Source organism: Alkalimonas sp. NCh-2 (assembly GCF_039631345.1).
GTDB lineage: Bacteria > Pseudomonadota > Gammaproteobacteria > Enterobacterales > Alteromonadaceae > Alkalimonas > Alkalimonas mucilaginosa.
In genome coordinates, this window is the sequence record NZ_JBDIUV010000002.1 from 237,370 (window position 1) to 254,516 (window position 17,147).

General features: G+C 55.8%; 12 protein-coding genes. 2 read left to right on the plus strand and 10 right to left on the minus strand.

Annotation, left to right across the window (positions count from 1 at the left end):
* Positions 1-130 precede the first annotated feature (130 nt).
* Both ABC502_RS06310 and ABC502_RS06315 read left to right on the plus strand, forming a co-directional pair.
* Positions 131-1,195 (plus strand): sulfate ABC transporter ATP-binding protein, encoded by a 1,065-nt coding sequence (locus tag ABC502_RS06310; RefSeq protein ID WP_345915268.1) that lies wholly within the window; start codon positions 131-133, stop codon positions 1,193-1,195.
* 75 nt (positions 1,196-1,270) lie between these two features.
* On the plus strand, positions 1,271-3,109 hold the full coding sequence (locus tag ABC502_RS06315; RefSeq protein ID WP_345915269.1) for an SLC13 family permease: 1,839 nt from the start codon (positions 1,271-1,273) through the stop codon (positions 3,107-3,109).
* Between the two features lie 23 nt (positions 3,110-3,132).
* Here ABC502_RS06315 and cysW read toward each other — a convergent pair whose 3' ends face one another.
* The 10 genes from cysW to ABC502_RS06365 all read right to left on the minus strand — a co-directional run bounded on the left by cysW (position 3,133) and on the right by ABC502_RS06365 (position 17,133).
* On the minus strand, positions 3,133-3,966 hold the full coding sequence (cysW, locus tag ABC502_RS06320) for a sulfate/thiosulfate ABC transporter permease CysW (RefSeq protein WP_345915270.1): 834 nt from the start codon (positions 3,964-3,966) through the stop codon (positions 3,133-3,135).
* Positions 3,963-4,808, minus strand: a complete 846-nt coding sequence (cysT, locus tag ABC502_RS06325; protein WP_345915271.1) for a sulfate/thiosulfate ABC transporter permease CysT — start codon at positions 4,806-4,808, stop codon at positions 3,963-3,965. Before cysT ends, cysW begins: the two co-directional genes overlap by 4 nt.
* A gap of 18 nt (positions 4,809-4,826) precedes the next feature.
* The gene (gene cysP / locus ABC502_RS06330; protein ID WP_345915272.1) at positions 4,827-5,834 is read right to left on the minus strand and encodes a thiosulfate ABC transporter substrate-binding protein CysP; all 1,008 of its coding nucleotides are present in this window, start codon (positions 5,832-5,834) and stop codon (positions 4,827-4,829) included.
* A 121-nt stretch (positions 5,835-5,955) separates the two neighbouring features.
* Positions 5,956-7,239, minus strand: coding sequence for a chromate efflux transporter (chrA, locus tag ABC502_RS06335; protein ID WP_345915273.1), 1,284 nt, complete (start codon positions 7,237-7,239; stop codon positions 5,956-5,958).
* A gap of 129 nt (positions 7,240-7,368) precedes the next feature.
* A complete protein-coding gene (locus tag ABC502_RS06340; protein ID WP_345915274.1) occupies positions 7,369-7,839 on the minus strand; it encodes a hypothetical protein in 471 nt (156 codons plus the stop codon).
* A gap of 6 nt (positions 7,840-7,845) precedes the next feature.
* Positions 7,846-10,164 (minus strand): S8 family serine peptidase, encoded by a 2,319-nt coding sequence (locus ABC502_RS06345; RefSeq protein ID WP_345915275.1) that lies wholly within the window; start codon positions 10,162-10,164, stop codon positions 7,846-7,848.
* Between the two features lie 176 nt (positions 10,165-10,340).
* Positions 10,341-13,550 carry an amidohydrolase family protein gene (locus ABC502_RS06350; protein WP_345915276.1) on the minus strand — a complete coding sequence of 1,070 codons (3,210 nt, stop codon included), beginning with the start codon at positions 13,548-13,550 and terminating at the stop codon, positions 10,341-10,343.
* Positions 13,551-13,721: 171 nt separating this feature from the next.
* Entirely contained in the window at positions 13,722-14,951 is a 1,230-nt protein-coding gene (locus ABC502_RS06355) for an ABC transporter permease (RefSeq protein ID WP_345915277.1), read from the minus strand.
* Positions 14,948-15,697, minus strand: coding sequence for an ABC transporter ATP-binding protein (locus tag ABC502_RS06360; RefSeq protein WP_345915278.1), 750 nt, complete (start codon positions 15,695-15,697; stop codon positions 14,948-14,950). The genes ABC502_RS06355 and ABC502_RS06360 overlap by 4 nt, the downstream gene beginning before the upstream one ends.
* Positions 15,694-17,133: an efflux RND transporter periplasmic adaptor subunit gene (locus ABC502_RS06365; RefSeq protein WP_345915279.1), complete on the minus strand. Its 1,440-nt coding sequence runs from the start codon at positions 17,131-17,133 to the stop codon at positions 15,694-15,696. The genes ABC502_RS06360 and ABC502_RS06365 overlap by 4 nt, the downstream gene beginning before the upstream one ends.
* Positions 17,134-17,147 lie beyond the last annotated feature (14 nt).

Sequence of the window (17,147 nt, forward strand, 5' to 3'; positions counted from 1 at the left end):
CGCCGCTTTAGACTTAAATCAGTTATATGCAATTTAGCTATAGATTTAGCGGATTTAAGTATTTTTACTTCTTTAGTGCAGCCGCTATCATAGCTACAGTTGGAATGGGTGGGTCACTGATGAGGTAAGCATGAGCATTCGTATTGAAGGTATTCAAAAGCGCTTTGGCGATTTTGTCGCGCTGGATAACCTTGATCTCAGCATTCGAAGCGGTGAGCTAACTGCCTTGCTGGGGCCGTCCGGCTCTGGCAAAACCACTTTGCTGCGGATTATTGCCGGGCTGGAACAGGCTGATAGCGGCCGGGTGCACTTTAATGAGCAGGACATCACCGGTCAGCATGTCAGTGAGCGTGGCGTTGGCTTCGTGTTTCAGCACTATGCGCTCTTTAAGCACATGACGGTGTTTGACAACGTGGCTTATGGGTTAACGGTAAAGCCGAAAAAGCTGCGGCCATCCAAAGCAGAGATCGATAAAAAAGTACGGGAGCTGCTGGAGCTGGTGCAGCTGGGCTGGACGGCAGAGCGTTATCCGGCTCAGTTATCCGGCGGGCAGCGCCAGCGTATTGCGCTGGCACGGGCTTTGGCGGTAGAGCCCAAAGTCTTGCTGCTGGATGAGCCTTTTGGTGCGCTGGATGCCAAAGTGCGCGCTGAGCTGCGTCGCTGGCTGCGCCGTTTGCACGATGAAATTCACATTACCAGTGTCTTTGTCACCCACGATCAGGAAGAAGCGCTGGAAGTGGCTGATCGCATTGTGGTGATGAATAAAGGCCGCATCGAGCAGGAAGGGAGCCCGGATGAGGTGTACGACAAACCAGCCAATCCTTTTGTCTATGAGTTTTTGGGCAATGTGAACCTGTTTCGGGCCCGGGTGCAGCAAGGCAAAAGCCGGATTGGCTCGGAAGAAGTGCCATCGCCAGAGCACAGCCAGGCCGAAGAGCAGCAGGGGTTTGCCTATGTTCGCCCGCACGAAATTGATGTCTTTACCGAGGCGCACAGCGATCGTATTGCGGTCACCCTGGATCTGATTACCCTGGTGGGGCCAACGGCCCGGCTGGAAGTGCTTAGGACAGATGACCAACAGCTGATCCACATTGAACTGCCGAAAGAGCACTTCAAGGCTCTCAACCTACAACAGGGCGATACCGCCTGGATCAAGCCCCGCTACAGCCAGGTCTTTTTAGGCGAAGGCATTTAAATCAGCCTGATTTAACAGGTATTTTGGTTTACCATTAGGCTTCGAGTGTTGCTTTAGAATCGGAGCCTGCCACTTATGAATGCAGAGTTGCTGTTAGTCCTGGCTATGTTGTTGCTCTGCATGGGCTGTTTTGCTGCCAACAAGCCCCGAACCGATGTGGTTGCTCTGGTGGTGCTGGCGGTCTTTCCTTTAACCGGCCTGTTGACTGTGCAGCAAACTTTGGCCGGTTTTAGCGATCCGGCGGTGATTTTGATAGCTGCGCTCTTTGTGGTGGGGGATGGTTTGGTCCGAACCGGCATTGTCTACCGTTTAGGCGACTGGCTGGTCCGGGTGTCGGGCAATAGCGAAATCCGTTTGTTGATCTTGCTGATGCTGTCGGTAGCGGCTCTGGGCTCCATTATGAGTTCCACCGGCGTGGTGGCGATTTTTATTCCGGTGGTGCTGAGCATCTGTGCCCGGCTCAATATTGCGCCCGGCCGCTTGATGATGCCGCTGGCTTTTGCAGCCCTGATCAGTGGTATGCAAACTCTGGTTGCGACACCGCCCAATATGGTGGTGCAAAGCGAACTGCAGCGCCAGGGCATGGATGGTTTTCATTTCTTTAGTTTTACCCCGATAGGCCTGGTGGTACTGCTGATGGGAGTGGGCTACATGCTGTTGGCCCGCCGCTGGTTAAACCCCCAGCTGGAAGCCGGACAAAGCGGCGCGCCACGCTTAAAGCTGAGTGATCTGGCCCGGAACTACCGTTTAAAAGAGCGTGAGCTGCGACTGAAAGTGTTGCCTGGCTCCCCTTTGCTGGAGCAGCAGTTGAATGAGCTGGCGCTGCGCAAAGAGTTTGGCATCAACGTGGTGGCTATTGAGCGCCAGCAACGCTTTCGTACCTTGCTGCTAAATGCCACCGGTAATACGCTGGTGCAAGCCGGCGATATCTTGCTGGTGGATTTGGCCGATCCTTCGATGGAGTTGCTGCCAAGTTGTCAGCATCTGGGCCTGGAGCCGCAGCCGCTCAGTCACTCGTACTTTTCGTTTCATGCCCATGAGCTTGGGTTGGCCGAAGTGGCTTTTCCTCCTGAGTCCTCGTTGCCGGGCAAAACCATCCAGCAACTGGCGTTTCGTAGCCAGTACAAACTAAATGTGGTGGGGCTGCGCCGCAAGGGGGAAGCTTTGCTGGGCGTGTTGGTCGATGAGGTATTGCAGCCTGCTGATAAGCTGTTGGTCGCCGGCAACTGGAAAGATATTCACCAGCTGCAGCAACAAAGCCGGGATTTTCTGGTGCTCAGCCTGCCTGCCGAAGTGGATGAAGTCACCCCGGCTGCCCGTAAAGCGCCGCACGCATTGTTTTGTCTGGCCTTGATGGTGCTGCTGATGGTCAGCGGTGTGGTACCTAATGTGATAGCTGCCCTGCTCACCTGCTTGTTGATGGGTGCTTTGCGCTGTATTGATCTGAACAGCGCCTACAAGGCGATCCACTGGCCCAGCCTGATCTTAATTGTGGGGATGTTGCCGTTTGCGTTAGCGCTGCAGCAAACCGGCGGCATTGATTTGGCAGTCAGCAGTCTGCTCTACCTGGTCGGTGAGCGGGGGGATTATGCGCTGCTGGCAGCACTCTTTGTGCTGACTGCTGTCACCGGCTCCTTTGTCTCCAATACGGCGACTGCGGTTCTAATGGCCCCGGTGGCGGTATCCCTGGCCAACAGTCTGGGGGCTTCGCCGTATCCTTTTGCCATGATGGTGGCTGTAGCGGCTTCGGCGGCTTTTATGACGCCGGTCTCTTCCCCAATCAATACGCTGGTGTTGCAGCCAGGGAAATACCGCTTTTTCGACTTTGTGCGGATTGGCACTCCGTTTACTGTCTTGGTGCTTGTGGTCAGTGTGCTGCTGGTGCCTTTGCTGTTTCCGCTTTACCCGGTCTGAGGCAACCTAAAGCAGCAATTCTGTCAGGAGCTTTCCCGCGACAGTTTCCACTGCAAAAAGGCTTTCACCACCAAAGTGGCGATGGCAATCAGGGTCAAAATGGCCGCGGCAATAAAGGCACCGGCGGTATTGTAGTCCTGCTGCAGCAGCTCGATGTGCAGCGGCAAAGTGTTGGTCTGGCCGCGGATAGTACCCGATACCACCGACACAGCGCCAAATTCACCGACAGCGCGCGCATTGGTCAGAATCACACCATACAGCAGGGCCCAGCGGATATTGGGCAGGGTAATGTCCCAGAACACCTTCCAGCCGCTGGCGCCCAGCAGTACGGCGGCTTCTTCCTGTTCGGTACCAAGCGTAGACATCAAAGGCACCAGCTCCCGTACCACAAAGGGGCAGGATACAAAGACGGTGACCATCACCAGGCCGGGCCAGGCAAACATCAGTTGCAAGTCGTATTGATCCAGCAGGTTGGCAAAAGGCCCGTTGGCACCGTACAACAGCAAATACAGCAAACCGGCCACCACAGGCGAGACCGCAAAAGGAATATCAATCAACGTCAGCAGCAAGCGGCGGCCGGGAAAGGTAAAACGGGTGACACACCAGGCAATCAGGGTGCCAAACACCAGATTAATCGGCACGGTCAGGCCAGCGACAAACAAGGTCAGACCAATGGCGTGCAACATATCCGGCTCGGTCAGATTGTGCCAAAGCCCACCCAAGCCGGCCGACATGGCGGCGACAAAAATAAACACCAGTGGGATCACCAGCAGCAGCACCGTTAAGGTAACGCCGGTGCCAATCAGCACCGGACGCAACCAGCGCTGCTGGCTATTCAGTTGGTTAGCGGGCTTCATTTTAAGCCCCCGGTGATGTGCTGGTAGCGCTGCTGAATGCCATTGATGATAAAGAGCAGCAGCAAAGAGGCTAGCAGCACCACACTGGCAATGGCCGCAGCAGCGGCATAGTCAAATTCCTGCAGCCGGATAAAGATCATCAGCGAGGTGACTTCGGTTTGCCATGGCAGGTTGCCGGCAATAAAAATTACCGCACCAAACTCGCCTAAGCTGCGGGTAAAGGCCAGCGCTGTGCCGGTCAGTAAAGCTGGTTTAATTTCCGGAAAAATAATGCGGAAAAAGGTCTGAAAGGGGCTGGAGCCTAAGGTAGCCGCGGCTTCTTCGTACTCGGGGCCAAACTCTTCCAGCACCGGCTGCACGGTGCGCACCACAAAGGGTACGCTGGTAAAGATCATCGCCAGCACAATGCCAAGCCAGGTGTAAGACACCTTGATATCCCACAGCGCCAGGTACTGGCCGAGCCAGCCCTGAGTGGAGAAAATAGCCGCCAGCGTCAGGCCTGCTACAGCAGTAGGCAAGGCAAAGGGCAGGTCCATCAGCCCATCCAGCAGTACCCGACCGGGGAAGCGGTAACGGGTTAAAATCCAGGCCATCAACAGGCCAAAGAACAAATTAAAGATGCTGGCGACCAGAGCGGCCGAGGCTGTGACTTTGTAGGAGGCGACCACCCGCGGATCGCTGATAATGGCCCAGTACTCGGCCCAGCTCAGCTGCGCCGTTTGCACCACCAAGCCGGTGATGGGCAATAAAATCACCAGACTGATAAAAAACAAGCTGCTGCCAAGGCTGATGGTAAAGCCTGGCAGCACCCGTTTGCTGCGATTCGCCACAGATCCTAGCATCTTAGCAACGCACTCCGCTTAACGACGCCGACGGCCTTCAGCCAGCAGCCGATCCAGCTCGGCATTGTTGGCAAAATGTTCACGATTGACCTGCTCCCAACTGCCAAACACGGCTTCCACCGTAAACAGCTCGGTGACAGGGAATTGCTCGGCCACTTCGGCTTTCACCGTGTCGTGATGTACCCGGTAATAGTAGCTGGCCAGCAGCCGCTGCGCAGCTTCACTGTACAAAAACTCCAGATAGGCTTTGGCCTGGGTTTCGGTGCCGTTGCGACGGACATTGCGATCAATCCAGGCGACCGGAAATTCGGCCAGCACATTGGTTGGTGGAACCACCCGCTCCAGGCCCAGATCCGGGTATTGCTTGATGATGTTGTTCACTTCGGATTCAAAGGTGATCAAGACATCGCCCAGATTGCGGTCAATAAAAGAGGTGGTCGCACCGCGGCCGCCGGTATCAAACACCGCGACCCGGGCTAAAAACTCGGTCATCCAGCCACGGGCAGCCTCACGGTCATCGCCAAAGCGTTGCAGGGCGTCGCCATAGGCGGCCAGATAGGTGTAGCGGGCATTGCCGGAAGTTTTCGGGTTAGGGAATACCAGGCTGACGCCTTCTTTGGTCAAATCTTCCCAGCTTTGAATGCCTTTTGGATTGCCTTTACGCACTAAAAACGCCATGGTGGAGTAGTAAGGCGAGGCATTGTTTGGCAGGCGTTCACGCCAGTTTTCCGGCAGCAGGTTGCCGCGCTGGTGCAAAATATCGATGTCGGTGCTTTGATTAAAGGTCACCACATCGGCACGCAGCCCTTGGATAATGGCTTGGGCCTGGCGTGACGAGCCACCATGCGACTGATTAATGGTGAGGGTTTCGCCGGTTTGCTGCTGCCAGTGCTGCACAAACAGTGGATTAATGTCGGCAAACAGTTCACGGGCAATGTCGTAGCTGCTGTTCAGCAGCTCTTTGGCCTGCAATGGCAGCGCCAGTTGGGATCCGAGCAGGGCAGCAGTCAGTAAAATAGCGCGCATAGCAACTCCGAAATAGGCTTTGATTCAGCTAAGTTTAATATGCGCTGCAGTTACCACAAAACGAAATGCTAGTCTGTTTTGTTCTAGATAAGATGCAAAGGTGATAATCTACCAGCCTGCGTTAACCAACCAGCAATTGCCAGCCCATGCCCAGCAAAGCGCAGCTGCCAAGCAGAGTAAAAAGCCCACGTTTGAAGCCAAACAACAGCAGGCAGGCGACAAGCGTCAGCGCTAGCATGGCAAGATTGATGCTAGCTAGCTCTGGCAGCAGCAAGCGCAGGCCATAGCCTTCCAGAACCTGGCGCTCGGCAAATAGCACATTCAGACTGAACCACAGCGCCAGATTCGCAATCACCCCCACTACAGCGGCGGTAATACCCGCCAGCGCTTTGGACAGCGCCTGATGATGGCGCAGCTTTTCGACGTAGGGTGCCCCGGCAAAGATCCAGACAAAGCAGGGCAAAAAGGTGACCCAGGTGGTGAGAATGGCAGCCAGCACAGCACCACCAATACCGTACTCACGAAAACCGGCCAGAAAACCAACAAATTGGGTGACCAGGATCAGCGGGCCGGGCGTGGTTTCGGCCAGGCCCAGGCCATCGACCATTTCACCCGGTTGCAACCAGCCGTAGTGCTCAACCCCTTGTTGGGCGACATAACCGAGCACCGCATAGGCACCGCCAAAGGTGACTACGGCCAGCTTGGAAAAAAACAGCGCCAACTGGCTGAATACCTGATCGCCGCCGAGCAGCCATAACAGGCCAAAGACGGTCAGGGTCCAAAGCGCCGCACAGCCCACTGCCGCGGTTTTGGTGCCGGGGCGAAGCTCGGGCGATAACGATTGGGCTGGTTCAGGTGCTGCGCTTGCCGGGGAAAGCCTGGCACTCAGGTAACCCACCAAGCCAGCGCCAAGCACCACCAGTGGAAACGGCAGGTTAAACGCAAACAGGGCGATAAAACCGCCGATGGCCAGAGCCCAAGCCAGCCGGTTTTTCAGTGCTTTTTGGCTGATGCGAAACAAGGCTTGCAGCACAATGGCCAGTACCGCCGCTTTTAAACCAAAGAACAGTCCCTGCACCAGGGAGACATCGCCCAGCAGCACATAGAGCAGGGAAAGCAGCAAAATCAGCACAGCGCCCGGGACAATAAACAAAATACCGGCCACCAGGCCGCCTTTAACGCCATGCAACAGCCAGCCGATGTAAGTCGCCAGCTGCTGGGCCTCGGGCCCGGGCAGCATCATGCAGTAATTGAGCGCATGCAAAAAGCGGTCTTCATCGATCCAGCGTTTTTCTTCCACCAGAATGCGGTGCATCAGCGCAATTTGCCCGGCCGGGCCGCCAAAACTAAGCAAGCCTATGCGCCACCAGACGGCGAGGGCTTCACGAAAGGAGATATCCAACATCAGCTAAGGATTCTTCGCTTTTTAAAAACAACAGTATAGCGGTTTTTACTGGTGGGACTATGACAAAAATGTGACACTGATTTAGGCGAAAAAGGCCAGCCGAGGCTGGCCTTACCCATACACTGCGCTTTATCTGGTTTTATAGCGCTGCTCGCGCACATCAAGCCGGACATTTTTGACTGCGCTATGCTGCAGCAATTGCGCACGCAATGCCAGTAGATCGGTTTCACTGTCCGCTTGCAGCAACAGCAATTGCCGTTGTTGTTGCAGCACCGTCAGCGGAAACTCGGCCAGCAGACTGGCCGTGTCGGCCTGATCTTCAAGCAACAGCAAAAGCCGGCCACTAACCTGGCCGGTCTGGCCGCTGTAGCGATTGACCACCAGGCTGTTGGCGCGGACCACGGCTGATGTTGGGGCCGCAGGCGTGCCTGTACTGGCATTGGCCTGCTGGGATTTACTTTGACGGTTGTTAGGACCGCTGAACGAAGATGTGGCCTCTGGTTGCAGCAAGCGGTAGGCACCAAAGGTGGTTTCAGCCAGGCTGCAGGCTGAAAAGGCCGCCAGGCAAGCGATAAGACAGAGTTGTTTGGCGTAAGTCATCGGTGATTACTCCTTGCTGTGGCCAATAATACGCAGGGCGGCACCGTCCAATCGTGATGGCACGGTGTTGTTTTCAATCCAGTCGAAATCGAACTCGGTGTCTGCTACGGCAAAACTATCGGCAGCCAGGTCGAACAGCTGTACTGTCCAGTTGCCGGTACTGGTTTCACCGTAAAAAGCATTGCTGCGTAAGACGGAGTCTTTCAGAATGTAGCCATCCTGGGCAGCCCAGTCTTCATCCAGAGCTGGCAACAGCAAGGCCTGGCGGGATGCCAGCAGCACACTGCGGGTACCGGACGGGGAGGTTAGTACCACTGCCAGATCACTGCCGGCACTGGTTTGGGTGCTGCCATGTGCTGTGATGCGACCGAACTCCAGCAGCTCCGGGTTACGCACGGTGAGTTTGAGCTGTACTGTTTCAATCACCAATTGCTCTGGCATGGTCAGCGTGGTGCTGACGCCGCTGGCACTGTGATCCGGGATAACCAGATTGGCTGGGGTACCATCACCATAAAGGCCGGTGCCATGCCAGGGGCTGTAAGTTTTGGCTGGCAGTCGCCAGTTGCCTTGCTGCAAGCGCTGAAAAGCGGCACCGGCTTGTACCAGGCCAAAGCCGTAATGGTTATTGAAAGCATAACCGGCGGCATTTTCGACCCAGCCGCTGTGTGCTTCAAAGCTGCCGTTTGGCAGGCTTAACCGAATCACCGGATCCTCTGGGTGCACTCGTTTGGCGGTGCTAATTAGCAGATGTTGCAACTCGCGTGCTGTTAAAGCAGGTTCTGCTTCCAGCAGTAAGGCGGCAACGCCACTGACCATAGGTGCAGCCGAGGAGGTACCATTAAAGCGGGCAGTGTAATTGCATTCGCGGTTATCGGCGTGGTTGCCACTATCAAACGGATAGAAACCGGCAAATGCGCCTTCGCCGATGGCATTGTCAAAATCTGTGGCGGCTGCATCACCGCTGTAGCCGTACAGACAACTCATCAGATCGGCGGTGACAATAGCAGGCAGCAGATCGCCATCTTCGCCGGCCGGTGCGGTCAGCACCAAATTGGCACCAGCGCTGGAGTAGCTGCTTTTATGGCCATTGGGGTTCATGGCAGCCACTATGGTGTAGTAAGGGGTTTGCTGAGCGGATTCCATATTGGCGTTGTAGCAGGTAAGTCCTAATTCATAGGCACCGTTGTGTTGGCAAAAGTCGCCCTCGTAGAAGTAACCTTCAAACTCATTGCCGGCAGATTTGACGTTCAGGCTACCTTTGCCTGAGCGTAATTTCTCGACACTAAAACGGTGCAGCTCTTCTTCCAGCAGTGAATAGCCTTGCATCACAGGTAAGGTTACACCATAACTGCGGTTAAAGGCACTGATGTTGTCATCCGTGCTAATGATGGTGTTATCCAGACCATGTACCAGCCATTCATCATCCAACCCGGCGGCATAGTCATCGGCCAGCAAATTGATGGCCAGCAACTGGCTTTTTGGTGCAACGCCGCGCCCCCCTAGATTATTCCAGCCTTCGGCAGCAATAATACCGGCTACGCTGGTGCCGTGATCGCCGGCATTGGGCTGTGACGGGGTTAAAACAGGCGTCGGGTCGTTGCTGCCATCGACCAGATTCAGCGAGCGGCCAGTCAGAATATTGGCAGCCAAATCCTCATGGGCCAGTTGCAGGCCGCTGTCAACCACAACACTGATTGAGCCTTGCCCAAAGATACCTGCTGCAAAGAGTGGTAATAGATCCACATCAAAACCGGGAGCAAGCAAACTGCGGTAGTCATTTAGCAATTGATTCACCAGGCTGGTGGCTTCACTGCGGGACATTGGCTCATCCGGATCTTGAACCAGCAGTTCAATGAGTGCCCGACGAAAGCTATCGCTTTGGGCATAGCTGGTTTGGCCGTTGTTGCGAAGGTGCCACTGCTCTGACGCCAAAGGATCCGACAGCGGTGCGGCTAGCTGCACCATGGCACTGCCCTGACGTCCACCCTGCTGCAGGGTAAAACGAAAACTGACAGCACTGTTGCTAAGGGGTGTGACCCGATAATTCAGGCCATCGACTTCCAGCACGGCACCATTCAGCGTATAGCGACCCTGTACCGGTTGTATCAACTGGCCGTTTTGTTCGATGCGAAGCAACTGGGCAGCGCCTGTTGTGGCTAAAGCACTGGCAAAGCTACCGGTTAAAGGGAGCCAATGCTGGCTGTCGGGATGACTTAAGTTTTCTACCGCCAGTGGTGGTATGGGCGGCTCTGAACTGCCCGGGCCGCCGGAGCCACCACAGCCCGCCAGTAACAGCAGGCTGATAGCAAGTGCTGATTTTTTCATTAACATACATCTTCACCAAGTTAAAAAGTTGCAGATTTTAAGCATGGCTTGCTGGATTTGTCGAATGAATTTTTGTCTAAGAAGTGTAGAACACGCGGGGGGCAGCTGTATCGGATTTGAACAAGTAAAAAGGTCAGCGAGTGCTGACCTTTGAATCTACCGCAGAAAGCGTCGTGTTAACGGCGCGGCTCAAACTCAAACGGCTGGCGGGCGCGTTCGCGTAGCCCTATCTCGTTCATGCTTTTCGCGTCGAACAAACGGCCGTTGACCATGGTGTATTCTACCTGGTCACTGACGCGGATGTTTTCCAGCGGGTTGCCATCAATCACAATCAAATCGGCCAGCTTGCCGACTTCAATGCTGCCTAGTTGATGATCCATGCCAAAGGTAATGGCCGGGTTGATGGTGGCGGTACGCAGCGCTTCCAGGGGTGTCATGCCGCCCTGGGCGAACATCCAGATCTCCCAGTGCGCGCCTAAGCCTTCGCGCTGGCCATGGGCACCGATATTGGCCAGGATGCCACGATCGGACATTTGCTTGGCGGTTTCTACCACCGCAAAGTGGTTGTAGTGATGCTCAGGGGCTTTTTCCCGCCGCATGCTGCGTGGCGCTAGTCGGTCCATCGGCACGTAACGGCTTAGCCGTGGATGCTGCCAGACTTCGGTGGTGTCGTACCAGTAGTTTTCCCCCCAGATGCCGCCATAAGCGACGTTCAGCGTAGGGGTGTAGGCCATGCTGCTGGCTTCCCACAGCTGCAGCACATCTTCGTACACCCGGGCCGAGGGTAGGGCATGCTCCAGTGTGGTGTGGCCATCGACCAGCATGGTCAGGTTGTGTTGCAGCAAGGAGCCGCCTTCGGGCACCACCATCATGCCCATCTCACGGGCAGCCTGGATCACTTGCTGGCGCTGATCACGCCGCGGCTGGTTGTAGCTTTTTACCGTGAAGGCACCCACTTTTTGCAACCGCTCAAGATGAAATTTGGCATCATCCAGACTATCGATGTGCGAGGTAAAGCCTGGGATCTCTGCGCCGTAAATAATGGCACCGGTCGAGAAAATACGCGGCCCGGCGATGTGGCCGGCCTGTTGCATTTCACTGGCGGTAAAAATTTCCCGGGTGTTGTTGGACGGGTCGTGAATGCTGGTCACGCCAAAGGTGAGACCTGCGTAGTTCATCCAGTTTTGTTGTGGAATGATCTGATTCGCCCCCTGTGCGCCGTGGGCATGCGCATCGAACAGGCCTGGCATCAGGGTTTTCCCACTGATATCAAACACCTTGGCGCCGCGCGGAATGCTGACTGCATCGCGGCTGCCGACAGCGGCAATTTTGTTGTTGGTGATAAGTACCACTGCATCCTGCAGCACTTCATCACCATTCATGGTAATGACCTGACCGCCGACAAAAGCCACGGAGCCCTGCGGGATATCGGCCGGTACAGTAAAGCCCAGTGAGGTGCCGTTTTCGGCGGCAAAGTCGGTTGGCTTTTGCTGATCAAACAAGCCGGCTACTGAAGTGTGGTATAGCTCCGGGCCTAAGGTCCAGTACAGGTGCTGGCTATCGGCGGTCCAGCTGATATGCTCGCCGGCCCGCACCGACAGCTGCCGTACCGGGAACTGGCGGTCGCTGCCGCTGATGTTGATCACGCTGCCGCGTTCGACAAAAGGCGTGACGAATACTTTAAAGCGATCGGTAAAGGCCAGCAGTTTGCCATTGGGCGATAGCTGAAACTCGGTACCGTGCGCTGCGGTGTACAGTACCCGCTCCTCCTGCGTAGTTAAATCGATGCTGATCAACGCCGGGCCACTGCGGTTGGCCATGGCGTACACCCGGTCACTGCGCTCACCAAACATCGGCATGCTGCCCTGACGGCTTATCAGCTGTGGCTCACCGCCGCCGACCGGCACTTGATACAAGCCGGTATGCAGTGACCACTGCCTGGGCAGAATACTGCCAGCGCCGGCTTTGCGGTACACCACGGTGCGGCCATCCGGACTAAAGGTTGGCTCAACGTATTTGCCAGGCTCGGACACCAGCTCGGTGACGCGATTGTTGCGCAGGTTGAGCAGCTTAACCCGGCCTTGCTGCTGGTCGTTCCAGCTGGTGTACACCAGTTGGCGGCCATCGCGGCTAAACTGCGGGTAGAATTCAAACTCGTCGTTTTGCCGGGTGAGCCGGCGTGGCCGTGGGTTGTCGATGTCGGTCAGGTACAAATGCCCAAGCGCTGAGAATACTGCCCGTTTGCCATCCGGCGAGACCTGCACAAAACGCAGCATCTTCACATCGACGTCGGTTTTATCCAGATCCTGTTGTACCCGCAGCGCGGTCTGGATTTGCTTTTCGGTATCAACCTGGAAAGGGATCTCAGCCAGTTCACGGCTGCGCACATCGATTTTATGCAGCTTGCCACCGGCCCAAAACACGATATGGCGGTTATCCGGGGTCCAGCTCAGCGTGGGGTAAACGCCATGAATGGCCCAGGTTTCCTGCATATCGCGCTCTAAACCACCGTACAGCTCAATTTGCTCGCCAGTTCTGTTATCGTACAAGAACAGTGTGCTTTGAAAATCACGCCGGCTGATATACGCCAGATAACGGCCATCATGCGATGGCGTTGGCCGGATAGCGCCACCACGGCCGCCGATAATGGTGTCTATTTCACCGGTCTCCAGCTCAAAGCGCTTGATGCTGTAGATGCCAGACTCAGAGTCTTTGCTGTAGTGAAAGGTTTGGCCCGGGGTGTCGTCTTGCGAAAAATAGACGTACTTGCCATCGGGCGAAAAGGCCGGCTCGCCGAGGTCTTTTTGCTGATTAGGCCGTGCAGTCAGCATCACGCCGCTGCCGCCGGTTTTGTGGTACAGCCAGATTTCGCCAGCACCTAAGGAGCGGGTGCCGGTAAAGTGCTTACGACCGACCAGAAACTCGCCGTCCGGGCTCCAGGCCGGGCTGTTCAGTAAACGGAAGCTCTCGTTGGTCACCTGCTGGGCATTGCTGCCATCCAGATCCATGATCCAGAGGTTATCGCCACCGCCCTGATCGCTGGTAAAGGCAATTTGCTTGCCATCGGGGCTAAAACGCGGCTGCATATTCCATGCAATGTCGTTGGTCAGTGCTGTGGCGGTACCGCCGCTGATCGGTATGGTGTAAATATCGCCCAGCAAATCAAACACCAGGGTGTTGCCATCCGGGCTGACATCGACATTCATCCAGGTCCCCTGGCTGGTGGAAATGCTAACGGTTTTAAACTCGCCCATCGGCTGATTGACTTGCCAGCCTTTGGTTTCGTTTGCATCGTTTGCGGTGTTATTTGCTTCTTCAGCCAGCAGCGGCGCACTACCGAGCAGCGCACTGACGGCCAGCGCCAGCAGAGTTTTAGAGGTGGTCATAACAGGTTCCTGAGTTGGTTTTCTATTTTATTTTGGTTATATATGGGTATAGAGCAACCATGCCACAAAATCTGCAGCAGGTTAAGCCGCAGGCTCAGGAAATGGGATTAAGTTGTGGGAATTGGCGATGATTACCGTGAAGGCCGCAACCAGGTTGCGGCCTTCAACCAACTACTCATGCCGCAGCGCATCAATCGGCTGCAGCTGCGAGGCTTTGCGGGCCGGGTAGTAGCCAAAGAAAATGCCAATCAGTGCCGAGAAGCCGATGCTCAGCAGTACCACCTCCGGTTGAATAATGGCGGTGAAACCAGCGAATTTCTCCAGGCTGCGGGTGACCAGTACCGCAATGCTCAGGCCCAGAGTGCCGCCTAAACTGCACAGCAGCATGGCCTCAATGAGAAACTGCCGCATAATATCGCCGGGCTCAGCGCCCACCGCCATTCGCAGGCCGATTTCGCGCGTGCGCTCGGTGACCGACACCAGCATGATATTCATAATGCCAATGCCGCCGACCAGCAAGGACACTGAGGCCACGGCAGCCAGCAGGCCGTTAAAAATTTGCATGGTGCGGGCACGGGTTTCCACCATTTCCGATAAATTGCGGATCTGAAAAGGCGCATCGGTGCCGGTGGTGCGCATCCGTTGGCGCAGCAGGGCTTCCATCTCTTGCTCTACCAGCTCCATATCACGCTCATCGGCCACTTGCACAATTAACGATCGTACAGCCCGTGGGCTGGCTAAGGTCATACCGGCAATGCGTTTACGCACGGTATCGAGCGGCATAAAAATCAAATCGTCCTGATCATTGCCCTGAGTATTTTGGCCTTTGGCTTCCAACACCCCAATCACGGTGACTGGCGTTCGATCGACCCGGATGGTCTGGCCAATCGGATCGGAAGCACCGAACAGCTCACGTTGCACGGTGGCGCCAATAATGGCGACCCGGCCAGCACTGCTAAGCTCAGCAGCTGAAAACTCACGGCCTTGCGCCAGTTGCCAGTTTTGCGCCGGGAAAATACGGTTATCGACGCCGCGCACGCTCGGTGCCCAGTTCATATTGCCGTAGATCACCTGAGCATTGGCCCAGATGGTTGGGGCTGCTACGCTGACCTGGGGAATTTGCTGCTCGATGGCCTCGGCATCCATTTCGGTTAAGGTCTGCACCGAGCCGCTGGCACCACGGGCCCCCGAGCTGGCACGCCCGCGGGCGAACACCACAAACACATTGCCGCCCAGATTCTTAATTTGCTGATCGACCTCGTGCTGAGCACCGGCCCCCAACGCCAGCATAATAATGACCGCGGCAACGCCGATAATAATGCCCAGCATGGTCAGGATACTGCGCATTAAATTAACCTGCAGGGCCACCCAGGCCACTTTGCAAAGCATCCACCATTTCATGCCAGCCCCTCCTGTTGTTTCTGTGTCCGGTAGCGGGCTAAATGCTCGCTGGCAGACTCGGCTTTTACCTGCTTATCACTTTGCAAACGACCATCGCGGAAGATCAGTTGTCGGCTGGCAAAAGCGGCCACCTCGGGTTCATGGGTGACCAGCACAATGGTTTTACCTTCCTGATTGAGCTGTTGAAACAACTGCATGATTTCCAGGCCGGTTTCGGTATCCAAAGCGCCGGTTGGCTCATCGGCCAGCACCACAGCGGGTTGATTAACCAAGGCACGGGCAATCGCCACCCGCTGTTGCTGACCACCAGAGAGCTGCGATGGGTGATGGTCCATCCGCTGCTCCAGGCCAACCCGGCGCAGACACTCAGTGGCAAAATCCTGATTGCCATCGTGATCCTTGCGGTACAACAGCGGCAACAGCACGTTATCCAGCGCAGTAGTGCGGGGCAACAGATTAAACTGCTGAAAGACAAAACCGATGTAACGGTTGCGAATACGGGCCAGCTCGGCGGCGGATAAATGGGTGACGTTTTCACCCTGAATGCGGATTTCCCCTGAGCTGGGTGAGTCCAGGCAACCCAGCATATTCATAAAGGTCGATTTACCCGAGCCCGAAGGGCCCATCACAGCAATAAATTCGCCTTGCTGAATGTGCACATCCACCCCTGCCAGCGCCTGTACTTGCTGCGAGCCCATGCGGTAGGTCTTGGTCAGCCCCAGGCTTTCAATGACCGGCAGGCTCATCGCTCTGTCCTCACCGCTCGCACGATCACTTGCTCCTGCTCAGCAAGCTCATCGGAAAGCAGCTCGGTAAATTCATCATTAGCAAGGCCCACCCGTACCCGGCGCAGCTCAGGCTCCTGGCGGGCATTCAGCACCCAAACCTCGGCCATGCGGCCTTGTTCACCGCGGCCCTGCGTTTGCTGGCGCTGCTCGGCCATCAGGCTCTGATAACGGCTGAATTCTTCCTCGTTAAGTACCAGCCGTAGCTCATTGGTCAGCGCTTGCCTTGCTTGTTGAAACGCCTGGCGGGGATTGCTCATTGGGTTGTTGTTTTGCTGGCTGCGAAGTTGCTGCAGATTCTGATTAAACTCCTGCAGCATACGACGTACCTGGCGTTCTTTATCGGCCGGTAAATCCAGCTGTCGCAACAGCTCGGCAGTGCGATCAGCCGGCTGCTGGCCGCTTTGCTGCGCACCCGCCGGGCGAAAACGCAGTGCAGCATTCGGAATACGCAGTACATCCTGCTGCTGACCAATGATAAAGTTTAAGTTTGCCGTCATCCCCGGCAGCAGCAACTGCTGGCGGTTAGGCGCATCAATAATCACTTTGTAAGTCACCACATTGGCGACATTGGTAGCGGCTTTACGCACCTGCGATACCACACCCTGAAACTGCCGGTCCGGGTGGGCATCGACCTGAAAGCGCACCTGCTGGCCGGCTTCGATTTTGCCGATATCGGCTTCATCGACATCGGCTTCGATTTGCATCTGCGATAAATCCTGCGCAATGGTAAAGAGGGTGGGAGCCGATAAACTGGCGGCCACGGTTTGACCAACATCCACCTGACGGTCAATCACAGTGCCATTGACCGGTGAACGGATTTGAGTGCGATCCAAATCCAGTTGGTGTTGCTCCAGTTGCGCCTGGCGCTGTGTCAGCTGGGCTTTGGCGCTTTGCAGCTGAGCCTGGCTGACCAGAATTTGTGCTTTGGCCACTTCATAATTGGCCAGCGCATTGTCCACCTCGGTTTGGTTGGTCAGATTCTGCTGCATCAGTTGCAACTGGCGCTGATAGGCCCGCTCCAGTCGCAACAGTTCGGCCTGAGCTTTTACTACATTGGCCTCTTGCTGAATGACATTGGCTTCGCTCATCTGTATATCGGCTTCGGCCTGGCGCACCCGGGCCTGAAAACTGCGATCATCCAACCGGGCGATCAACTGGCCTTGCTCGACATCGGCGTTAAAATCAGCGTAAATTGCGGTAATGAGGCCGGATACTTCCGAGCCGACTTCCACCGTGACCACGGCCCGGGTAGTGCCTGCGGTATTGACCACGCTTTCGATATCCCCACGGCTCAGCGCCTGGGTTTGATAGACTAATCGCTCACTGGAGGACGATGGCCACCATAAGAAAACAACAACAGCGACTACCACAGCCGCACTGATCCAATAGCGCACAGACTTCTCCTCAT